The 20,175-nt window shown below is 70.0% G+C and carries 18 protein-coding genes; 5 read left to right on the top strand and 13 right to left on the bottom strand.

Annotated features, from left to right (window positions below):
* Positions 1–80: 80 nt before the first annotated feature.
* The 13 genes from ACFWBB_RS27785 to ACFWBB_RS27725 all read right to left on the bottom strand — a co-directional run bounded on the left by ACFWBB_RS27785 (position 81) and on the right by ACFWBB_RS27725 (position 15,402).
* Positions 81–1,691 (bottom strand): hypothetical protein, encoded by a 1,611-nt coding sequence (locus tag ACFWBB_RS27785; protein ID WP_385277748.1) that lies wholly within the window; start codon positions 1,689–1,691, stop codon positions 81–83.
* Between the two features lie 55 nt (positions 1,692–1,746).
* Positions 1,747–2,004, bottom strand: coding sequence for a hypothetical protein (locus tag ACFWBB_RS27780; RefSeq protein WP_020129155.1), 258 nt, complete (start codon positions 2,002–2,004; stop codon positions 1,747–1,749).
* Entirely contained in the window at positions 2,001–3,554 is a 1,554-nt protein-coding gene (locus tag ACFWBB_RS27775) for a WhiB family transcriptional regulator (RefSeq protein WP_385277746.1), read from the bottom strand. Before ACFWBB_RS27775 ends, ACFWBB_RS27780 begins: the two co-directional genes overlap by 4 nt.
* Positions 3,555–3,687: 133 nt before the next feature.
* Complete coding sequence (locus ACFWBB_RS27770) at positions 3,688–4,365, bottom strand: hypothetical protein (RefSeq protein WP_385277745.1); 678 nt, start codon at positions 4,363–4,365, stop codon at positions 3,688–3,690.
* A gap of 8 nt (positions 4,366–4,373) precedes the next feature.
* Positions 4,374–5,627 carry a hypothetical protein gene (locus tag ACFWBB_RS27765; RefSeq protein ID WP_385277743.1) on the bottom strand — a complete coding sequence of 418 codons (1,254 nt, stop codon included), beginning with the start codon at positions 5,625–5,627 and terminating at the stop codon, positions 4,374–4,376.
* Positions 5,624–6,232, bottom strand: a complete 609-nt coding sequence (locus ACFWBB_RS27760) for a hypothetical protein (protein WP_385277741.1) — start codon at positions 6,230–6,232, stop codon at positions 5,624–5,626. The genes ACFWBB_RS27765 and ACFWBB_RS27760 overlap by 4 nt, the downstream gene beginning before the upstream one ends.
* Positions 6,233–6,269: 37 nt before the next feature.
* Positions 6,270–6,899, bottom strand: coding sequence for a hypothetical protein (locus tag ACFWBB_RS27755; protein WP_385277739.1), 630 nt, complete (start codon positions 6,897–6,899; stop codon positions 6,270–6,272).
* 41 nt (positions 6,900–6,940) lie between these two features.
* On the bottom strand, positions 6,941–9,118 hold the full coding sequence (locus tag ACFWBB_RS27750) for a hypothetical protein (RefSeq protein ID WP_385277737.1): 2,178 nt from the start codon (positions 9,116–9,118) through the stop codon (positions 6,941–6,943).
* A gap of 52 nt (positions 9,119–9,170) precedes the next feature.
* A complete protein-coding gene (locus ACFWBB_RS27745) occupies positions 9,171–9,764 on the bottom strand; it encodes a hypothetical protein (protein ID WP_385277735.1) in 594 nt (197 codons plus the stop codon).
* Positions 9,765–9,799: 35 nt separating this feature from the next.
* Positions 9,800–12,790: an ATP-binding protein gene (locus ACFWBB_RS27740; protein WP_385277733.1), complete on the bottom strand. Its 2,991-nt coding sequence runs from the start codon at positions 12,788–12,790 to the stop codon at positions 9,800–9,802.
* Between the two features lie 36 nt (positions 12,791–12,826).
* Complete coding sequence (locus ACFWBB_RS27735) at positions 12,827–13,309, bottom strand: hypothetical protein (RefSeq protein ID WP_385277731.1); 483 nt, start codon at positions 13,307–13,309, stop codon at positions 12,827–12,829.
* A gap of 57 nt (positions 13,310–13,366) precedes the next feature.
* Positions 13,367–13,630: a hypothetical protein gene (locus ACFWBB_RS27730; RefSeq protein WP_307164503.1), complete on the bottom strand. Its 264-nt coding sequence runs from the start codon at positions 13,628–13,630 to the stop codon at positions 13,367–13,369.
* 92 nt (positions 13,631–13,722) lie between these two features.
* The gene (locus tag ACFWBB_RS27725) at positions 13,723–15,402 is read right to left on the bottom strand and encodes a conjugal transfer protein (protein ID WP_385277729.1); all 1,680 of its coding nucleotides are present in this window, start codon (positions 15,400–15,402) and stop codon (positions 13,723–13,725) included.
* A gap of 329 nt (positions 15,403–15,731) precedes the next feature.
* Between ACFWBB_RS27725 and ACFWBB_RS27720 the strand changes: the two genes are divergently transcribed.
* The 5 genes from ACFWBB_RS27720 to ACFWBB_RS27700 all read left to right on the top strand — a co-directional run bounded on the left by ACFWBB_RS27720 (position 15,732) and on the right by ACFWBB_RS27700 (position 20,008).
* Entirely contained in the window at positions 15,732–16,241 is a 510-nt protein-coding gene (locus tag ACFWBB_RS27720; protein WP_385277727.1) for a hypothetical protein, read from the top strand.
* Between the two features lie 83 nt (positions 16,242–16,324).
* Complete coding sequence (locus ACFWBB_RS27715) at positions 16,325–16,687, top strand: DUF4913 domain-containing protein (RefSeq protein ID WP_385277725.1); 363 nt, start codon at positions 16,325–16,327, stop codon at positions 16,685–16,687.
* Between the two features lie 31 nt (positions 16,688–16,718).
* Entirely contained in the window at positions 16,719–17,030 is a 312-nt protein-coding gene (locus ACFWBB_RS27710) for a heavy metal-binding domain-containing protein (RefSeq protein ID WP_385277723.1), read from the top strand.
* Positions 17,031–17,221: 191 nt separating this feature from the next.
* Positions 17,222–17,890: a hypothetical protein gene (locus tag ACFWBB_RS27705; protein WP_385277721.1), complete on the top strand. Its 669-nt coding sequence runs from the start codon at positions 17,222–17,224 to the stop codon at positions 17,888–17,890.
* Positions 17,891–17,896: 6 nt separating this feature from the next.
* Positions 17,897–20,008 carry a peptidoglycan DD-metalloendopeptidase family protein gene (locus ACFWBB_RS27700; protein ID WP_385277719.1) on the top strand — a complete coding sequence of 704 codons (2,112 nt, stop codon included), beginning with the start codon at positions 17,897–17,899 and terminating at the stop codon, positions 20,006–20,008.
* Positions 20,009–20,175 lie beyond the last annotated feature (167 nt).

Here is a 20,175-nt window from a genome sequence, read left to right as displayed (position 1 = left end):
GCAGAGCTCGATCAGGTGCAGGTGCAGGTGCTGCTCGCGGACGACCCTGGTGCCGCCGTACCGCGTGTGCAGGGTGACCGTCACTCCGAGCCTTTCACCAGGGCGATCAATTCCGGCAGCGTGCCGCTGAACGTCGGCAGGAGTTCGTCCAGGGCGGTCCGCTGTTCGGACGTGCAGTCGTGCAGCAGTTCCTCGAGCGCGGGCGTGGCGGCGGCCCGGACGTAGTCCTGGAGGCCCCGGGAGAAGCGTTCCCGGAGTGTCTGCAGCAGGGCGTGGGCAGGGCGGGCCTGCCGCAGTACGTCCTCGACGGTGATCTCGGGCTGCCAGTCGCCGTCCGGCACGGCCGCCCACAGGGCGAGCGGTGCTGTCTCGCGGGTGAGGGCGAGGGTGCGCAGAAGATCCAGGCCGTCCTCCCGGGTGCGGAACAGGTGGAGGAAGACGTACTCGTCGACGTCCTCGACCACCAGACGGCGGACGAGATCCGCAGGGCAGTCCGCGTGGTCGGCCAGGAAGCACAACTCGTGGGACGGGATGCCTCGTTCGTTCCATTGGGCGGGCGCATCGGCCCAGCGGCGGGCCGCGTCCCAGTCGATCGGGTACCAGGGGTCCTCGGAGAGGGCACGGCTGTGGGCGAGGAGGTGATCCGGGCGGTCGAGGCCTGCCTGGCCATGACTGTCGAGGTGGCGGTGGAAGAGATTGTCGCGCGCTTCCTCGAAGAACTCCTTCCTCTGCTGGTGCAGGCTGACGGCGCGTTCCATGGCCGCGACGGCGCCTTCGGCCGCGGACAGCGCGTAGGCGTACCACTCCCCGACGCCCTGGTGGAGGGCGGGCAGCGCCTGCGCCCGCGTCAGCAGGTCGATGCGGTCGGACCGCGCCAGCAGCAGGCCCGCGACCAGCTGCTGATACGGCCACAGCACGGCTTGGCCGGGGGGCTTCTCCGCGGCCAGGGCCAGGAGGATGTGCTCCGGCTCCGACGACTCGAAGTGTCGGGCCAGCTCCCAGGGATCGACGAGCTCGGCGATCCGGTCGGCGAAGGCCAGTGTTTCGGGAAGGCGGTGGACGGGAGCGGTGCGGCCCGGTGCGAAGGGGACGCCCGTGAGGACGTCGAAGAGGTGCTTGGAGCTGCGGATACGGTCCGCCTGCAGCATCCAGAGGTTGAGCGCGGGATCGTCCCGTTCCAGCAGGGCCGTGATGATGTCACCGTTCGGGGCCGGCGGGTGGGGACCGTAGGACTGGTCCCTTTCCCGGTCCTTGGCCAGTTCTCGGTGCACAGGGAACTCCCCGCCCTTGACCAGGGCCCGCGCGGTCGTCGAGCAGTAGGTGGTCTGCTCGGCCAGCAGGAGGCGGCCGTCCGGGCCGAGCCGGTCGACGATGCGGTCGAGGGCGGGTTCCGGGGCCCAGGAGATCAGAGTTCGGACGTGGCTGGGGATCCCCTCCGGGAGGGACGACCGGACAGGCCACGGGCAAGGCCGCTCGGTGCGTACGTACTGCTTGGCTGTGTCGGCCAACTCCGCCATGGAATCCGGGAATTCGTCGCCCAGGAGTGCCACGGCCGCCCACCAGGTGTCCGGGTCAGTCCCGAGGCGTTCCTGCACACGCTGCTCGCCCTTGTAGGAGCTGTCCATCGAGAAGGCCGTGTGCGCCGGTGCGGTGGTCCACCAGCGGGCAACGAATTCGGGGGAGGAGTGCATGCGGTCGGCTCAACTGTTCCGTGAAGTGGTGAGAGGGGGCTGTCGTGCGGGGCCGTCAGCCCAGCTGTTCCGTCGTGCCGTCCGGGTGGATCAGGAGGCGGATGGCGCCGCCGTAGCGGTTGTCGGTGATGGTGGCCGGGGTGGGGGCGCCGAGTTGCTGGGCGCGTTGCTGGAGGATCGCCAGGACCACGTCCTGGATGTCGCCGTAGGGCGGGGCGGTGACCGGGACGCCGTCGATCAGACCGGCGTTGGGGGAGAAGACGTGCACCTGGGCGTCCGCCGTGGCGGGGGGTGGCGGCGTCGGTTCGGTCATCGGGGGTCTGGGTTCCTTCCGGCTCGGTTCCGGCTCGTTCCGGCTCGGGCGCTCTTCGCCTCGTCCTGCTCGGGGACGTCCGCGGCGAGGTCCATGGCCACGTCCGCGGTGACGTCCATGGTGACGTCGACGGTGCGAGCGTACGTGCCTCGGGCGAGGCGCTGAAGGCGGCCCGACTTGACGAGGGCGGACAGCACGTTGCTGATCGTCTTCGAGGGGTCGCCGTAGACGCCGGGCGGGAGGGCGCGCAGTACTTCACGGGCGGAGAAGGGGCCGGGGAAGGTCGACACGGCCGTTTCCACGGCGGCGCGGATGCTTGGGGTGGCGGGGCGGCGGGTGCCGGAGGGAGGGAAGGTGGCCTGACCCGTGGTGGTGGACGTCTTGCCGGCGGGGGCCGGGTGGGGGAGGTGCGTGCGGATGCCCTGCAATGCGGTGCGGATCGGCTCCAGGTGGACCTCGTCGCCGTCCGAGGTCGCGGCCAGCATGGTCACCACCTTCTCCATATTGGCGAGGGAGGAGGCCAGTTCGCGCAGCAGCGGTTCCAGGAAGTCGCGGCGCAGTGCCGCCACCGGGTCGGTGGTGGCGAGTTCGACGGAGACCGAGCCGGTGATGGTGCGGAGGGGGCTGAGGGCCTCCATGGCGGCCTCGGCGGGGCCGCAGAAGCCCTGGCCGCCCTCCGGTGCCAGCGCCTCGATGGCTTTCCGTACGGCGCGGAGGTTCTCCGGCATCTCCGGCGCGATCTCGCCGCCGGGCACGCTCGCCAGCATCATGACCAGTTGCTCCAGGCCGGTGAGCGTGGGCAGGGCGGAGCGGATCAGAGGGGCCAGCAGAGCCTGTCGTACGGCCTGGGCGGGATCCTCGTACGAGAAGGCGATCCGCTGCCCGGACTCGGCCGCTGCCATGTCCTCGCTCCTGCTTTCCGGGTGGGTGGGTCTGGGATGGTGGCCGCTGCTGTGTGTCTGCCGTGTGGTGGTGTGCTCGTGCAACTGCCTCGGGATGGCGGGCAACGCGCTTCGTGCGCTGGCCAGTTGGTCCTGACGTGCGTCGAACGCGTCGAGGATTCGCTCCAGCGTGGGCAGGCCGCGCTCGGCGGCGTGCCGGGCGGCCGGGTCGTTGGTCCGGGAGCGCAGGCGGAGCAGACGGCGGGACGTTTCGCCGGAGCTGTAGCCGGGGCCGTGCGCCAAGTGGGTGGGCAGGTCGCCGTCCACGTCGCCGACGCCGAGGGCGCGGCGGAGCCAGCGACGGTCGTCGAGTGTGGTCGCGGCCGCGTAGCCGTATGGCTCGGCGTGGGCGACGGCGTCCTGGAGGCATTCCGCCCACAACGGGCAGGAAGCGCACAGGTCACGGGCGGTGCGCAGCAGTACGAGGTGCTGGTGGCGCTGTTCGGGCGAGGTGTGCGGGATATCCGGGGGCGCCTCCAGCAGCGGGTGCTGGAAGACGTCCGGTCGGCGCTGGCAGGGCAGAGCGGCGTCGGGAGTGTGGGCCCCCGCCCCCGCTCCCCGTGCCGGCCCGCGCGCGGGGCGCGTGGGCAGCGCCGTATGGCTGGCCATAGGCATGTGTGTTGTCCCCCGTGGCGATACGTGATCGGGGGGGAGCCTAAAACGTTCTGTCAACCCGGTGCAACGCATCTGCAAAGCGTGTGCCGACTTGGCACAGTGACGAGACGAAACGTTCACATGGGCCTCAACTGTCCGTCGGGTCACTGGCTTTGCTCGTCCGCAGGCGGCCGATTGCCTGGCGCGCACGGCCCGCAACCGCTTTCGCGCCGCTTCCGCGCAGGGCCAGTACGCCGATCACTCCGAGGAACCCGAGCGGTACCCCGGCTTCGGGCAGGAACATTCCGACGACGGAGGCGATGACGAGGATCACATCCGCGAGGACGACGGTGAGGCCGCGCCGGCCCGGGTGGTCCTTCACCATCCAGGCGCCGAGGAGGGCCATGCCGCCGAGCGCCCAATAGCCGAAGGCGGCCTGGCCGGTGACGGTGGCGCTGGTGGACAGGCGGACCGAGTCCCCCACCGCGGAGAAGTAGCCGGTGAAGGCCGCGGAGAGGATGGTCGCCCCTAGGCCCAGGAGGAGTTGGGCGCGGCGGCGGAGCAGCCAGCCCAGTCCGCCGATGAGGATCAGGGCGCAGACCGTGACGAAGCTGGAGCCGCTCTGGGAGGCGAGGGTGATCACCGTGTACAGCGCGGCCACACCGAAGACGATGCGGGGGAGGAGACGGACGGCCCAGGCGTCGTTCTTCTCCTGGCGGAGGAAACGGCGGAGGTGGGAGAGCCGCGTGGCGGGTGCGGTGGGTGCGTCCGGCCGGTCGGTGGCGGGCTGCGGGGTGGTGCGGGGAGTGCGCGGAGTGCGGCTCATGGGTGGGGTCACACTCCCATTCCGGTGTCGCGTGACTGCTCGGGAGCCGGAGGGGCCTGCGTGGGAGCTGCCGGAGCTGTGGTCTTGTCCGGGGTGATGACCTGCTTCGCCTGGGGGGTGACGCCGGGCAGGAAGTTGTGGGCGTTGACGGCGGTTGCCTCCATTGTGGGGAAGGGGAGCGACTTGAGCAGCGCCGGTCCTATCTTGGCGTTGATTTCGACACCTGGGAGGTACTGGCCGTGGGTGCTGACGGCGACGGGCGGTGGTGCCGCCGGCGACTCTTGTTCCTGGCCGCGGAGTTCGGCCGCCCACTGCTGGTCCTCGACGCTGGGCAGGGTGATCTCGTGATCCGGGCGCAGGACCTTGATCTCCTCGACGAGCTTCTCCACGTCCGCCGCGCGGGCCGGACCGTCCATGGTCGCCACCCGGGCGCACACCTCCAGGACGGTGGCGCGCTGGGCCTCGGGGGTGGGGAGCGCCTTCAACTGCTCCAGGTCGAGGTGGCCCGCCTTGATCAGTGGCGTGGCATCCGTCTCCTTGTACGGGAACGTGTGGATCTGCGCGCGGACGGCCTGGGAGGCCAGCAACTCCTGTGTCTCCGGGGTTAGTTCCGCATACTTGTGTATCGGCGCCGGATACATGAACTGGATGATGTCGAGCTTGCCGTCCTGACGTAGCTGCCGGGACTCCGTCTGGTAGGCGACGGTTCCAGGGTTGAGCTCGGCCATGAAGAAGAGGGCTTCGCTCTCCGTCTTCGCGGCGTATTTCTGTGAGAGAGCGTCCCAGGCACTCGCAGCCATGGCCTCACCACTGGCCGCGTCCAGATTTAGGACGCCGTGGAGGGTCTTGTCCCACAGATGCAGTTCGCCCAGCTGCTGACCGCCGGGTGTTCCCTCCAAGTAGCGCACGGAATCCTGGGATATCGCATTCTCTACGTCGGCATAGGCGGCAGCGACGTGCATGCTGCGGATCTTTTCGCCCTCGCCCAGCTGCGGGTGATTCTCGAGGGCCCAGGACCAGAAAGCGGACTTCGTGTCCGGAGCCGGCAGGTCGACGTCCATCTCGGCGACGAGGCCGACGATGTAGGAGGGCAACTTCTCCGTCAGATCCTCCGCTTTGATACCAAACCGCAGGGCGCCCGCTCTCAGCTCCCTGGCGATCTTCCTGGCTTTGGCGTCCGAGAGGCCTGTGTCCAGATGGGCCAACGTGGCCCGTTCGCGCGCACCCGTGACGACTTCATCGGCCAGTTGCTGCTCGGTCACAAGGCCTCCGGCGGATAGCAGTCGACATTGATCAGTGCGCCTCGCGTCTCTCCCGGGAGAGGCGCGAGCCCGAGGTTCACGGTGAGCACCGTGACGCGGCCCTCTGGCCCGGCGGCCGGCCACACGGCCATTCGGTAGGGATCCATGTCCTCCAGGCGGTTCTCGCGCTGCACGAGCCAGTGGTGCTCACGCGGAGGCTCAGGGAACGCCGGGTCGTCCCAGCTGCCTGAGAACGCGGGATCGCCGAGCGCGGTGCGGGCCGCCGACTCGAACGCGCTCCAAGCCTCGGCCGCTCGCGTCAACACCAGATCATTCTCGTCCGCGCTGTCGGCACGCAGGTGCCAGGTGCTCCAGTTGAGGTTCTGCACCGGCGCCCATCCACCGCCGTGGACGGGGTACAGCGCCATGCGCTGCCCGGTGGCACTCTGGACGCTCAGGATCCGTTCACCCGGGAGGGGACGCCAGCCGAACAGCGCGCACCAGTCGTCCAGTGCCTGACCGGGGTTCGGCGGGCCCGCCCAGACGGCCGGCCAGTCCACGTGCTCCAGTCCCCTAAGTTCCTCGGCCAACTGCTCGGGGCCGCGGTCGATCCTGAGGGTCGTCATCGCTTGTCACCTTCCTCGCGTTCCGCACGGCTCCGGTTCATCCGTGTCGCGCCTGCCGACGGGACTCCGCGTGGTCGGGGTCATGGCAGACGAGTTCGATCCTCGCATTGGCCGGCACCGGACCACTTCGTGCCGTTGCACCGAGCGTCGCCCTGAGCTCGAACACCGGTGCCTGCGGCACCCGGAATCGCCACACTGCGACGCGGTGCGGGTCCTGGTGTTCCGTACGCCACCGGGCGTCGGGCCAGGCCCCCGGACCCGGCAGTTCCGGGAAGTCCGGCGTGTCCCAGGTGCCGTGCCAGGCCGGGTTTCCCAGCAGGCCGCGCAGGGCGGTCAGGGAGGCGGTCCAGCGGGCCTCCGCCAGGTCGGTGACGAGGGCGTTCTCGTCCGTGTCCCGGGCCCGGGCCGACCACACCGTGTGATCGATCCGGGTGACCGGGCCGCCGGGGGCGGCGGAGGCGAGATACAGGCGGCCGCCAAGTGCCGTACGGACGCGCAGTCCCGCCTCGGCCCACAGCGGACGCCAGCCGAACTCCGCGCACCACCTCGCCCGCTTCTCCGCGTCCTCCGGGACCCCCGCCCACACCATGGGCCAGTCCACCCCGATGAGCCGCTCCAGTTCCCCGACCAGTTGGGCAGGGGTGCGGTCGGCGGTCAGGGCGGGCATGGGGTGGCTCCTCGAAGCTTCTTACGGGCAGGTGGGCGGGGTCAGACGCGGCCGCTGGGGCCGCGCGGGTCCCGGGGCGGCGGCGGGGGCGGGGAGACAGGCGCCGACGCGGGCGCGGACGGCGCCGCGGGTGCGGGGCGGGGCCGGGGGGCCGGTGGCTGGGCCTGCTGCGGTGGCTGCTGGGCGGCCGGGGCCGGTCGGGACTCGGACGGCGGCGTCGGCTGCGGTGCGGGCTGGCCGGTGCCGCCGCTGACCCGGCGACCACGCTTTGGCGCGGGGGCCGATTCCGGGTCCGGTGCCTGCCGTGCCTCGAGCTCCTCGCGGGTCTGCTCGTACTTCATGCGTGTCGTTTCCGCGCCCTGGCGCTGGGTCTTGCGCTGCTCGCGCTTGGACGCACCGATCCAGCCCCACTGCTGCATCTTGTCGCGCCCCCTGCCACCGGCGGCGACCCTGTCCACCGTCCACGCGGTTCCCTTTGCCGTGCCGCTCGCGACGCGGCCGGAGGTCTTGGCGGCGGACGCGGCGAGACCCGGTGCCATGGCGGTCACCTTGCCCGCCGTGTCCCGGATACCGAGCACGTCCTCGCCGCCCGCGACCTGCGGGGTGAAGTTCCCGCCGAGGAGCTTCTTCAGCATCATCACGATGGCGATGGTGACGAGGAGCAGCATGAGCAGCTGGGTACCGAGGGCGACCTTGGCCGGCAGGATCATCTGGTAGAGGACCAGCAGCACGGTCAGGATCACACCGAAGCCCGCGCGCAGCACGAAGCTGTGGATGAACGTCTCCAGCCAGCTCTTCAGCATCTTCTGCTGGGAGGGGTGGATGCCGATCGTGGCCACCAGCGGCAGCAGGATGACCAGGATCAGGGTGACCGCGTGCCACAGCAGGGTCAGGGCGCTGAGGACGATGACCATCAGACCGACGATGAGGGCGGCGATGATGGAGTAGAAGGCGAGCCCCACCCGGTTGCCGGCGTTGTTGCCCGCCCAGTCGGCGAAGGCGACCCGGTAGATGTTCATGTCACCCACGTCGTCGCCCTTGTCCTTGCCACCCGCGATGTCCTGGCGGATGGGGACCCACTTGTCCTCGAACTTGTTGAGCTTCTCGCCGTCCTTGTTGGTCTTGGACTGGGCCACGAGCTGGATCACCCGCAGGTCCTCGCAGCGGGCGCCCTTGCCCCAGTCGCACGTCTTGTTCTTGTCGGCGGGGATGCAGACGCCGTCCCGGATCTGGCCGCCGCCCTTTTCCGGCTTCTTGAATACGCAGTTCTTGCCCGGGTCCCCGAACTGTCCCAGCGCCCAGGGCCGGAAGACGAGCGTGTCGTACATGGCGCAGCTGGAGATGCGCAGCCCGCGGTTGTACTCGCCCTTGTCCAGGTCGCACGGTGACTGAGTCTCCCCGGACACCCCGGCGAGGACGGTCTCGGTAAGGGCCGAGTTGGCCCGGGCTATGTAGGAGTCGGCGGTGCTCACGAACTTGTCGTAGTTGCCGCCCGTCAGGAACGCCGTGACGGCGACGATCGTCAGAGCCGACCACGAGATGCCCGCCCACACCTCGCGCATGTCGCCCTTGCGCCACTTGGTGAACACCCACAGGCCGACCAGCACGATCATCACCGGCACGGCCGGGCGCAGCACGTTCTCCTTCAGCGTCTTTACGACGCTGTCGCGTCCGTCGTAGAGGCCGGCGAGCGGGCTGGGGTTGGAGGCGGACTCCTTGATGGAGATCGCGGCCCGGGTCAGGATCTTGGTGCCGTTGAAGATGGAGTCGGCGATGCCGTTGTTGACGTAGGACATCACCGAGCAGTTGTCGGCGCCGCTGCCGACGTTTCCGTTGTTCTCGGAGGCGTCGCCGCGGCCCTTGAAGGTCTGGGACCAGTTCATGCCGCGCATGCCGTCGAGTTCGTACATCGTGTACTTGTCGGGGCTCTTGGGCATCTTCACCGCGCCGGTCGTCGTCCCGGAGTCGTCCAGGAGCGTCGTCGCCTGCTTGGTGTCCTTGTCCCACTGGATCACTGCGGCGAACATGGACTCGCCGTTGTTGCCCGGTGTGTCCATCTGGTAGCTGTCGTCGCCGGTGAAGTCGCAGGAGAAGCCCGCGTACGCCGGGGTCGGCATGGCCAGCGTGAGGGCCGTCAGGGTCAGCGCCACGAAGAGCAGGGCGCGGACGGCTGTGCCTGCCTTGGTGAGGGCGCGGCGCAGCGCTGTGCGCGAGGGCATCTGTAGTCCTTCGGGGAACACGGGGGCGGGATGGGGAAGGTCGGGGCTCGGATCAGCTGGGGAAGTAGTCGCTCAGGACGCAGCCGTCGACTGCCCCCGCCTCCTTCGTGAAGCCGCTCGGCACGGAGAAGTCCGCGTCGCACGTGAGATACCGGAGTCCGGACTTCTGCAGGGCCTGGAGTGCAGTGTCGCCCACCGGGACGACCGCGAAGTCCTGGCCGACCAGGAAATCGGCCCCGTCCTTCTTGACGGCGGTCTGGAATTTCTCCATGTCCTGGACGGAGAGCAAGGCGATGGGGTGGCCGGACTCGTCCGTGCAGACGCCGCGTTCCTTGATGCTCCAGGAGGGGTCCGCCGCCTCGTCAGCACCCCAGGCGCTGTTGTCGGCGTCGTGGTTGGCGTCGTAGTCGGCGCCCGTCGCCAGGTCCAGGCAGGGGGTGTACTTGTTCAGGTAGTACGAGACGGAGGCCATGTCCGACGCCTTGGGCAGGCTGCTGCCCGCGGTCTCCTCGGTGCTGCCGGCCGAGGCCGAACTCTTGCCGCCGCCGCTGCTGCTCTTGTCGTTGCCGTCGTCACCGCCGCACCCCGCCGCCCCCGTCAACGCGGCGAGGGTGGCGCCGATCGCGAGCGCTCGCTTGATTCGCATGGTGTCCGTCCTCAGTGCTGATGGGGGGGGTGGGGTCACACGGCCTGGGCCGCGCGGGCCCGTTCCGTCTCCTGGACCGTCGCCGGGTCCTCCTCCGCCTCCTGGAGGAACGTCCAGTCCCAGACGCTCAGGGGCGGGTTGACGCCCTGCCGGGCCGGTCGGGTGGTGCCGTTGGTGTCCGTGGCGGCGAGGATCTCCTTGAAGACCAGGTCGACGGCGACCGTGCCGACGCGCTTGTCGACGTCGCGCTGGAGACAGACACCCGTGCGGAGTTCCTGGAGGGCCGCGATGACCTTCGGGTCGTTCTCCGGGCGGCCCAGGAGCGGGGCCACCAGGGACGCCTCCTGCGCCGACTTCTGCTTGAAGGCGAAGACCGTGTGGATCTGGTTGGCGCCGCCGCTGCGGGCCTCGGAGTCCTCGATCTGGACCAGGTCGATGGCCTGCTGGGTGATCAGGACGGTGACCGCCAGGTAGGAGCGGCCCTGCTTCAGCGCGCGGCGCATCAGGTCGCGACCGGACTCGGTCGCCGTGACGACGTACGCCTCGTCGACGAAGAGCGCCTTGGGGCGCAGGCCGATCTCGCCGGTCACCGGGTTCTTCTCGTAGCCGACGTCGAGCATCTGGCTGCCCAGCTCCACGACCGCCATCAGGGCCGTTGCCGCGAGGCGTTCCGCCGGGTTCCAGCTGCGCGGGTCGGAGGCGGCGGGGGACTGGAAACCGCGCAGGGTGATGACCGTGCGGCGCTTGCGCATGCTGGACAGGGTCTGCGGGCGCTCCGCGAAGGAGAGACGGGCGTAGGGGAGCGTGCGCAGCTCGGTCAGGAGCATCTGCGCGAGCTTCAGGTCCTTGATCGCTTCCCGGTCGCCGCTGGCCACCGCTTGGTCGTACGCCGCGACGACCTCGTCCACGACCTGCCACAACGTCGGTCGGGGGACGGCCACTTCGGCGTCGCGGGCCGACAGGCCCTGCTCGACGGCCTGGCGGATCGCGGAGTTGTAGCGGCCGATGACGGTCGCCATGCCTTCGATGACGGGAAGGCGTACACGCTGGTAGTCCTCGTCGCCGAGGAAGCCCCGGAGCATGGTCTCCGCGAGCAGGCGGCCCGCCGGGACGTCGCGGGCGATGACCCACGGGTCCAGGACGCCGGCCTGGCCTTTGAGGAGGTCGACGACTTCCGTCTCCGCCCAGAAATCGGGGTTCACCGGCTGGAACTTGCTGGCCGGAGTGCCGAGGAGGCCCGCCTCCGCGTCGCCCGCGAAGTCCGGGTCGTTCACCTGGGCGCCGAAGCCCAGGTAGTAGCAGAGCTGGGCGAAGTCGGTCTTCGGGTCGATGACCAGGCAGCGGACGCCCGACTCCGACTCCTCGTAGAACTTCTGTAGGGCCAGCGAGGACTTGCCACCGCCGGACGCGCCGACGATGGCCAGGCCACCGCCGTCGTTGCGGGCCGGGCCGACGTGCAGCGAGTAGTGGACCGGCATCTTGCCCGCCCAGCCGACCAGGTTGCCGACCCAGCCGAGGCGCTTGCCGGAACGGTGCTCGGGGTTGTCGCCCAACTCCGTTCCCGCGGTGGGCAGTCCGGCACCCAGCTGTTCCACTTCCTGGAGACGGAGGTAAGGCGCGATCGGCAACTTGGGAGCATCTCCCGGAAGTTGGGACTGGAGCAGACGCCACTGCTGCCGCGTCGGACGCAGCAGCGTGACCTTCAGGTCCTGCTTGAACTGCATCTCCAGCACGCGGCGCCGGCGCTCCAGCTCCTTCACGTCGTGCGCCGAGATCGTGAAGCGGATCTGCGCCTCCATGCCCGGCATCTTGTGCTCGTCGATGTCGTCGACGAGCTCCTGGGCGCGGGTGACCTGACTGCCCAGCTTGGTGTCGGGGCTGCGGCCGGAGTTGGCCATGTCGTTCATCTCGTCCACGAGGTTGCCGCGGATCTTGTCGGCGCGATCCTTGAACTTCAGGTACGGGATGAGCGTGAACCGCATGTCGATCTCGACCGGGAAATCCACGTGCTGGGCGGCGTAACGCGCCCACGCGGTCGACTGGCGGAAGCGGGTCTCGGCCGGCCAGTTGGCGGCGACGAGGGTGGTGGTGTAGCTGGTCTGCTGCTCGCCGGTGACCTCGTCGTACTGGTTCAGCACGATGTGCGTCTTGCGGTTCTCGCCGGAGAAGTCGACGACCAGGTCGAACTGGTTCGGTCCCCAGGCGCGCGACCCGAGCACGGGCTCCGGCGGGACCGGCAGGTCGCCGTGGAGTGGCTTGCGGATCAGCCAGACGAGTTCCTCGCGGCTGAGCGGGGTGCCCTTGAGGCCCTCCAGGCTCTCGTGGACCTCGATGGCGACCTGCGTCCACTCGGCGAGGACGTGTGGCGAGAGATACTCGTCCGTGACACCGGTCGCGGTGGCGGCGGCCTGGTCGGCGGCGCCGCGGACGCCCTGGAGGAGGCCGGGTTCGTCGTACGGCTCGTCGTCCTGGGCGACGACACCGCTGCCGCCGTTGGTGCGCTTCAGCGAACCGAGCTTCACCAGCAGGATGTTGCGCTCGCGCTTGGCACCGATGCGCTCCTGGTACTCGGCCTTGCGCAGGTTGTACGCCTTGTAGTTCTCGGTGGGCTCCCAGGCGATCGCGTTCAGCTCCTCCGCCCAGGTCATGGCGGTGATCGGCTGGTAGACCTTGCGGTAGTGGCACTCGACGTTGCGGTCGCCGCGGGCCAGGTTCAGCAGACCGCGGGCCGGGCCCTCTGCCATCGCCTGGAGCTCGCCGGCGTTCAGGTACTCGTCGATGGCGTTGGGCAGGACCATGCCCGTCCACACCGAGTCGCCGTGCACGAAGATCATGTCGTCGGCGTAGCGGTAGGGGAGGCGGAGGTCCTCACGACGGGCGGCGGCCGACGAGCCGGACGGCTTGGAGCGGGAGGAGGACGACTGCCTCGAGCCGCCCTGGCCGTTCTTCTTGCTCGACGAGGCGGCCATGATCATGGCGACCACGAAGAAGGCGGCCGCCCCGCCCAAAAGGATCAACATGAACATGGAGGAGTCACCCTGGGGTAGTTGACGTGTAGGGGGTCAGCGGTAGGTGGAGAAGGCGCTGCCGCGCTCGGAGGCGGCCCGGCGCGCGGCTTCGTAGCGGGACTGCCAGCGGGGCGAACCGGGAGTGAAGAGGATGACCTGCCAGTGCAGCTCCTCAGGTTCCTGGTCGGCGGCGAGCCCCTGGAGGCGCTTGGGCTGGAACCACCAGTCGGTCCACACCACGATCTGCTGGCTCAGCGTGAGCGCCGAGGGCAGCGGCCGTCCCCAGACGAAGTAGACGGCGAACGGCGGCCCGAAGTAGAGGATCGACGTCCACATCGACATTCCCAGGAAGGGCAGGAAGGCCGACATCGTGAACAGTGCGATGAGCCAGATCAGCCCGAAGCCGAAGGCTGCGCCCAGCGCGGGCAGCAGCAGGCCCGGCAGCGGGATGTTGCCCCAGTTCCAGATCCGCTTGGGGCGGTTGACCAGGTCGGTGTGGTCGTACGCGACCAGCGGCTCCGGTGCCTCCTGGCTCATGACTGCGAACTCCCCTGTTAGGGACGGCTACTGACGATCCATCCGGCGACGGGTCCGTCAGCCGTTGCCGCCGCCGATCTGGCCGCCGAGGTCGATGAGCAGACCGGCGAGGCCGGTGGCGCCGCCGATGATGAGGGCGGCGAGCGCGATCATGCCGAAGCCCTGGAATGCCTCGCGCATGCCGTCGCCGCGCTTCATCGACAGGAGCATGCGGATGCCGAGGATCAGGAGGGCGATGACGGCGACCATCGTGCCGGCGTTGCGGAGGATCGTCTCGATCTCTCCGAACATGTCCTCCATGGTGGTGGCGGCCAAGTACACGGTGTTTCCTCTCAAGTGGTCGAGCAGTAGGACGGTGGCAGGGGGAGGGCGGTACGGGCCCGGACGGGAACCGCCGGGCTGCGGCTCTCGGACTACGGAGTGGTCGCGGGTGCGGAGGCGGGGCCGGATGCGGAGGCGGACGTCGAAGGGCCGGGTGAGGGGGAAGCGGTGCCTGTGGCGGCGCCCGCGTCGTTGTCGGCCCGTCCGCCCTGTGAGTCGAGCACACCGCCGCGGATGTCCTTGATGAACCAGCCCTGGGCCGTGTTCACCACGGTCATCCGGTAGGCGCGGCGCACCGTCTCGCCCTTCGGGTCGCCCCAGTCGACGACCACGCGAACCTCGACGGGCTGCCCGACGGGGTACGTGTAGGGGTCGGTCTTCTGCAGGCTCTTCGGGACGAGCGCGACGACGTCGTTGATCGTCGGAGTCGTCAGCCGGCCGGACAGGCCCGACGTGGCCGACTGCGAGGCGTCGGTGGTGGTGAAGCGGGTCATCGCGGTGGCGTCGGAGGCGCCCCAGGCCGTGAAGTAGCCCGGCAGCACCTGCTGCTGGAGCTGCTGCCCCAGAGCGTCGTCCGCGACCTCGTTGTCCTGGTCGATCTCCGGCACGTCCGCGCGGGCGGGCAGCGGCATCTGGCCGACGTCGCCGGCGACGCGCATGCCCTCGCCCGTCGTGAGGTCCTTCACGTAGACGGGGACGGTGAGCGTGGTGAGGGTGCCGTCGTCGGTACGGACCTGGACCCCGATGTAGCGGCCGTGGTCGCCGTACTCGGCAAGCGTCTCGGCGGTTCCGTCCCAGGCGGCGGAGACGGCGGTGGAGGTTCCCTCGCCGCTCCAGCCGCATTCGGCGTCGACGCCGGCGGAGGCGTAGCGGGCGAGGTTCACGCGGCGGGCGGACGCGGTCTCCGGGGAGAACGTCATGCACAGCAGGGCGTACTGCTCCGCGAAGGTCGCCGCCTGTTGCGTCGGGAATTCGGTGAGGCGGTACTTGGTGACGTCGGCGGTGTCCAACCCGGCGGTCTTGGGCCCGGACGACTTCCCGACCACCAGCCCCATCACACCGCACGAACCCAGCGCGAAAACACAGGTGGTGATCAGCAGGGTGGCGCGGAGCGCGACGTGCGTGCGGCGGCCACCGGTGGAGACACGGCCACCGGGCTTCGGGACGACGAAGTCGCGTTGGGGGCGGGGCTTCGGGGCGGCCTCGGCCGGGACGGTGGTCCGGGCCGCCGTGGCGGAGACGCCCGCCGTGGGCCCGGGCGAGACCGTCGGGGCGCCGGCGGCGGGGGCCCGGTGCGCGGGCGCGGTGGCCGCCTGGGCGGGGTGCGGGACGGCCCGGGCGGTGGGAGGGGCGGCGTGGGGCGCGGCGGCCGTCGCAGCACCGCCCCTCTTGCGCTGTTCCTTCTCCGTCTTCTTCTGCTCGTACGCCGCCTTGCGTGCCGCGCGCTCCCGCTCGCGCTTCTCCTTCTTCGACTCGCCCTGGGAAGGCGCCTCACGCGGCGGCAGCGACGGTACGGCGGCCTGGCCGGCCCGGGGCGTGTTGCGCACCCAGGCGGCGGCGACCTGCGCGCGGGCCGCGTCGGAGGGGAGTTGCTGGGGCTGGGGCTGGGAAGCCTGCGGGGCGGTGGGCTGCGGCTGCTGCGGGACGGGGGCCTGCTGCCCTTGTCCCTGCCACGCCTGCTGCTGCGGCTGCTGGGGAGGACCGAAGGACCCGGGCTGCCCGGAAGGCTCGCCTCCGCCGACCGCGCCAGCAGGGCTGTTGTGGTCTGTCATCGAGTCGGATACTCCAGCGAGTCGGATTCCCGTCCGCCTGAGCGCGTCACGACCGCACCGCACGACGGGCCCTGGCCCCAGCCAGGTGCCCCGGCAGTGTGACAAAGACCTGCCACGGGACCGGTGTCGCTTTCCTCGTCGGGAGAGGAGGAATTCCCGGCCGGTGCTCATCGGGAAAGATGTCGGGAAAACTGGCAGGGACATGTCGGGAAGGTGGGTCGTCGCACCGGCTGCCCTCGGCCCACAATGCGCGGGGCAGGTGGTCTGCCCGACGTACCGATGTACCCGGCACCACCCTTGGACCCGACGGACCCGGCGAAGGACGAGAGTTGAGCGACCACAGCGGGCATCCGCAGCAGCCCGACCCCCGCCTCCTGGGCGTGCCCCAGCAGGCGCCGACGGGAGGCCAGGCGCCACCGCCCCTCCAGGTTCCCCAGGCCTCGCAGGTCTTCCAGAGCGACCACGCCTGGGTCGACGGCTACGAGCCCGGCAACCCGTGGCAGGCCCGCCTGTGCGTGGAGACGCCGTACGGAACCTTCGCCTATCCGCTCACACCGAACACGATTCCCGAACTCCTCGAGCAGATGGTCCTGGTGGCCCAGGAGCAACAGGGCCTGCCGGTCGGGATCGACGACGATTCCCAGCCGTCGCCGTCCGACGACGAGGACGACGGTGGGGAGCAGCCGCACCTGGGCGCGCGCCTCCAGGGCGGCCGTGCCGCGCGGATGACCGGCTGGGCCGTCGTCCACGACCTGTGGGAACGCGAGGACCCGACGGCGCGCATCGTGATGGGCGCCGTGGTCGTCGGGCTGCTGCTCCTCGGTATCTTCCTGACCTGAGAGCGCTGACAGATCGAGTGATCTCCTGACCGAGAACGACCGAAGGGGACCCATGTCGAGCAGTTCACCGCAGGAGTCGAATGATGACTGATACCGAACCCGCAGCCGGGGAACCGGAGTTCTACTTCGCGGACGTCTTCCTCTTCGTCGCCGACTACCTCGCCCAGGTGATCCGCCGCCGTGTCAACGGCTCGTCGGCCACCTGGTGCCCGAAGTGGTGGGAGCACCCCGAGGCCGGCGCCCGTCTGTCCGCGCTCTGGCTGGCCTGGGAGCATCTGCGCCAGGACCCGGCGCTCGGCATGTCGACGTGGTGGCTGCACCACGCGGACCCGCATCTGCGGGTCCTGATGGACGCCGACTCGGGTCCGTTCGCGGCCTGTTCGCCAAAGGAAGGGCACACGGCCTACCCGTTCGACCCGCTGCCGGTCGACCCGCGGCCGGAGTGATCGCCGTCAGCGGGCGGGGGAGGATGACGCCGTGAACCGTTCGGAGAAGAAGGAGCGAGAGCAGCGCCTGCAGAAGGTGCAGGCGGCCTACGAAGCCGACGACCTCCTCTACATGACGACGCTCGACGCGCCGCCCCACCCGCACACCGCTCTGGGCCTTGCCGTCGGGCAGGAGAGGTACAGCGCGATGGAGGCGGTGTTGAGCATGCAGGCACACGCGGAGTCGCTCGGCGCCGACGGTGTCCTGGGCGTCAGCATCTGCGCGTACCCCGCGCCCTACCAGCACGCCAACGGCTACTACGTCGCCTACGGCACCGCGGTGAAGTGGGCTCCGACGGAGTGACCGCGGCCTTTGGCGGAGCGCGACCGGGGCGAGTTCCTGCACCGTCGTCCTCTCCCGAATTCCCGCTCGACTTTCCCGAGTGAGCGGCCCCCTTTCCTCGCCGGGAATCCTCGCAGCCCCCCTCGCCCGCCTCCACCTACCGTGTCCCGGTCACCCGCCGTACCGGCTCAGCACAAGGGAGGCGCGGGAACGTGGATCTGCCTGCGGAGGGCAAGCGCTCGGGGCTGCTGGCCCTGGCGGTGCTCGGTGTTCTTCTGATCGCCGTGCTCACGGTGTTCACCGTCTTCGACGGGGACGAGGAGAGCGGCGACAGCGGTTCGGCGACCCCTTCCGCGCCGTCCGAAGGGCAGGACGCCGCGAACGGGGACACCGGAGCCGACGGCACACAGGAGCCGAGCGGGGGCGCCACCCCCATCGTCGCGCTCACCGAGGTGGCCAAGGCGCACGAGGTCATGACGAAGTACATGGCCGGCCTCAGCACGTACGACCACACCAGCAAGCCGGCGGCCTGGAGCGGCCCGCTGCTGGGACTGACCACCGGTGAAACGCAGATGGAGCAGGCCACCACCCTGCCCACCGGCAAGGAGTGGGCCCAGTGCGAGGCCGACCGGTGCTCCTCGAAGGGAACGGCGACCGTCGAGCGGGACGCGATGATCTCGGATGATCTGGTGCGTGACAGTGGCCGTTCGATCTCCAGCGTCGTGAGCGTGACCGCCGCGCGGACCGCGAACGGCGGCACCGCCACGGAGTCCAACAAGTGGCTGGTGACCGTCAAGGAGGAGAGCGGCCAGTGGGTCGTCTCCGGCTTCGACATCTTCGGTCTCGGCGACGTGGGCGCCTCCGACGAATCGGGGGAATGAGCCGACATGGTGGCACCCGCCGTACTCGCGGCCGCGCAGAAGGCCGCGAAGGTCGCCAAGACCGCCAAGAAGGCCCGTCAGGCCGCGTCCGGGGGAGGTGGCCGGGACGACGGCAAGGGCAAGGGCAAGAGCAACCTCAAGCTCTGGCTCGTCCTCGGTGGCAGCGGGGGGCTGCTGACCTTCGGCGGCATGTCCCTGGCGATCGTCGTCCTCATGGGCATGATCGGCGGGACCGGCAACGGCGCCGTCGCGGCCGCCTGCGGCGACTACGCCGACAACGCGAGCGCCGGCAACACCGGTGACGCCGCGGCCACCAATCCGATCCTGCCGGCAGGCAAGATGTACATGCCCAGCGAGACCGCGCGCAACGAGATACCGCCGAAGATGATCCTCGCCGCGATGCGCGCCGCCGCCCGCTACGACGGCCTCGACTGGGGGCTCATCGCCGGACAGATGTACCAGGAGACCAAGTACGGCCAGGACAAGTCGGCCGCGCCCGGGGGCAAGAACTCCCTCGGCTACATGGGCATCCTGCAGTTCGGCACCCCCGCCTGGACCGACTACGGCGCCGACGGCAACGGCGACGGCAAGAAGGACCTCTACAACATCGACGACGCGGCCTGGGCCGCCGCCAACTTCCTGCACGCCAAGAAGGCCGAGACCGCTCCCTTCAAGGCACTGCAGACCTACTCCGGTTCGACGGCGTCCAACACGATCTACCCGCGTGTCGTCATCACCCAGGCCACCCGCTACCACGGGGTGCTCACGGGTGATCAGGACCTGATCAAGCGCTGGTACGCCCATCTGAAGGCGACCGTCGAGAAGAACCCCGACTTCCCCACTCTCGGGCAGCAGTCGGACATCCCGGAGCCGGTCGGCAACAACGCCGAGCCCGGCAACGCGCTCAGCATCGCCGCCACATCGCCCCGCTCGTGGTCCACCCCGGCACTGGACGGGAGCGACGGGGCGAAGACCACCACGGCCATGGCACCGGCCGCGTACGGCACGAGCACCCTCGACTCGACGGGTGTCACCACCGTGGCGTTCCCCGCCGCCAAGCAGCCCACGGGCGGCGCCGGCTGGCAGTGGCCCCTGAAGGAGGGCACCTACACCCTCGGCACCAAGTACCACGAGAACGGCAGCATGTGGAGCCTCGGCTACCACACCGGCCTCGACCTCGTGGCCACCTCCGGCACCCCGATCTACGCACCGGCCGACGGCAAGGTCGTCCACGCCGGTCCCGGCGGCTCGTACGGCAACGAGACGGAGATCCAGCACGCGGACGGTGTGATCACGCTCTACGCCCACCAGACGTCGATCAAGGTGTCCGTCGGACAGACCGTGAAGCGCGGCCAGCAGATCGGCACCGTCGGCGCGACCGGCAACGTCACCGGACCCCATCTGCACTGGGAGGTCCGCATGCCGGGGGTGGACAACCCGTTCGTCGCCGGTCAGGACGCGGGCCCGGGCATGGTCGACCCGCAGGAGTGGATGAAGGGCCGGATCACCGCCAGCCCGGACTACGGCACCGTTCCGGGATCCACCGACGAGGGCCAGGACCAGGGCAAGGACGCCCAGTACGCCGCCTGCGCGCAGGAGAACGGCAGCGCGGCCGTCGCCCCGGACGGCGCCGGTGCCTCCGGCGTCATCCCCGACTCCGACGACCCGGTGATCCGCGCGGTCCTCGGCTGGGCCCAGCGCGGCATCGGCGTCCCGTACGTGTTCGGTGCCCCGCGGCTCCAGGGCGAGAACCCCACCAGCTTCGACTGCTCCAGCTTCACGCAGTGGGCGTACTACATGGCCAGCGGCGGGAAGATCGACATCGGTACGACGACCTACACACAGGAGCCCTACCTCAAGAAGTACGAGGTGCCGCTGTCCGAGGCCCAGCCCGGCGACGTCATCTTCTTCCGGCCGGAGGGCAATCACTCGGGGCACGTGGGCCTGGTCTGGGACTCCAAGGGCCACAAGATCATCCATGCTCCGCGTCCGGGCAAGTCGGTCGAGTTCAGCAAGTGGGACTACCAGGACCAGATCACCGGCGTCTACCGCGTCCCGATCCCCCAGGGCACGAACCCGGTCGAGGGCGACGGCACGGGCAAGGCGAAGGGCGCCTGAGCCGGTGGCGACCTCGCGGCACCTGAGGCCGGTCGTCGCCGGGACCGTCCTGTCTCCGGAACTCGTCACCTGCTGCCGAAGCGGTGACGCTGCGGCAGGCGCGGACGCGGACGCGAAGGCGCAGGCGCAGGCGGCCGGCCGGGCCGGACCCGGCACGTCGGCCTCCG

The organism is Streptomyces sp. NPDC060000, assembly GCF_042737375.1.
GTDB lineage: Bacteria > Actinomycetota > Actinomycetes > Streptomycetales > Streptomycetaceae > Streptomyces.
This window is presented reverse-complemented; position numbering and strand designations above follow the sequence as displayed.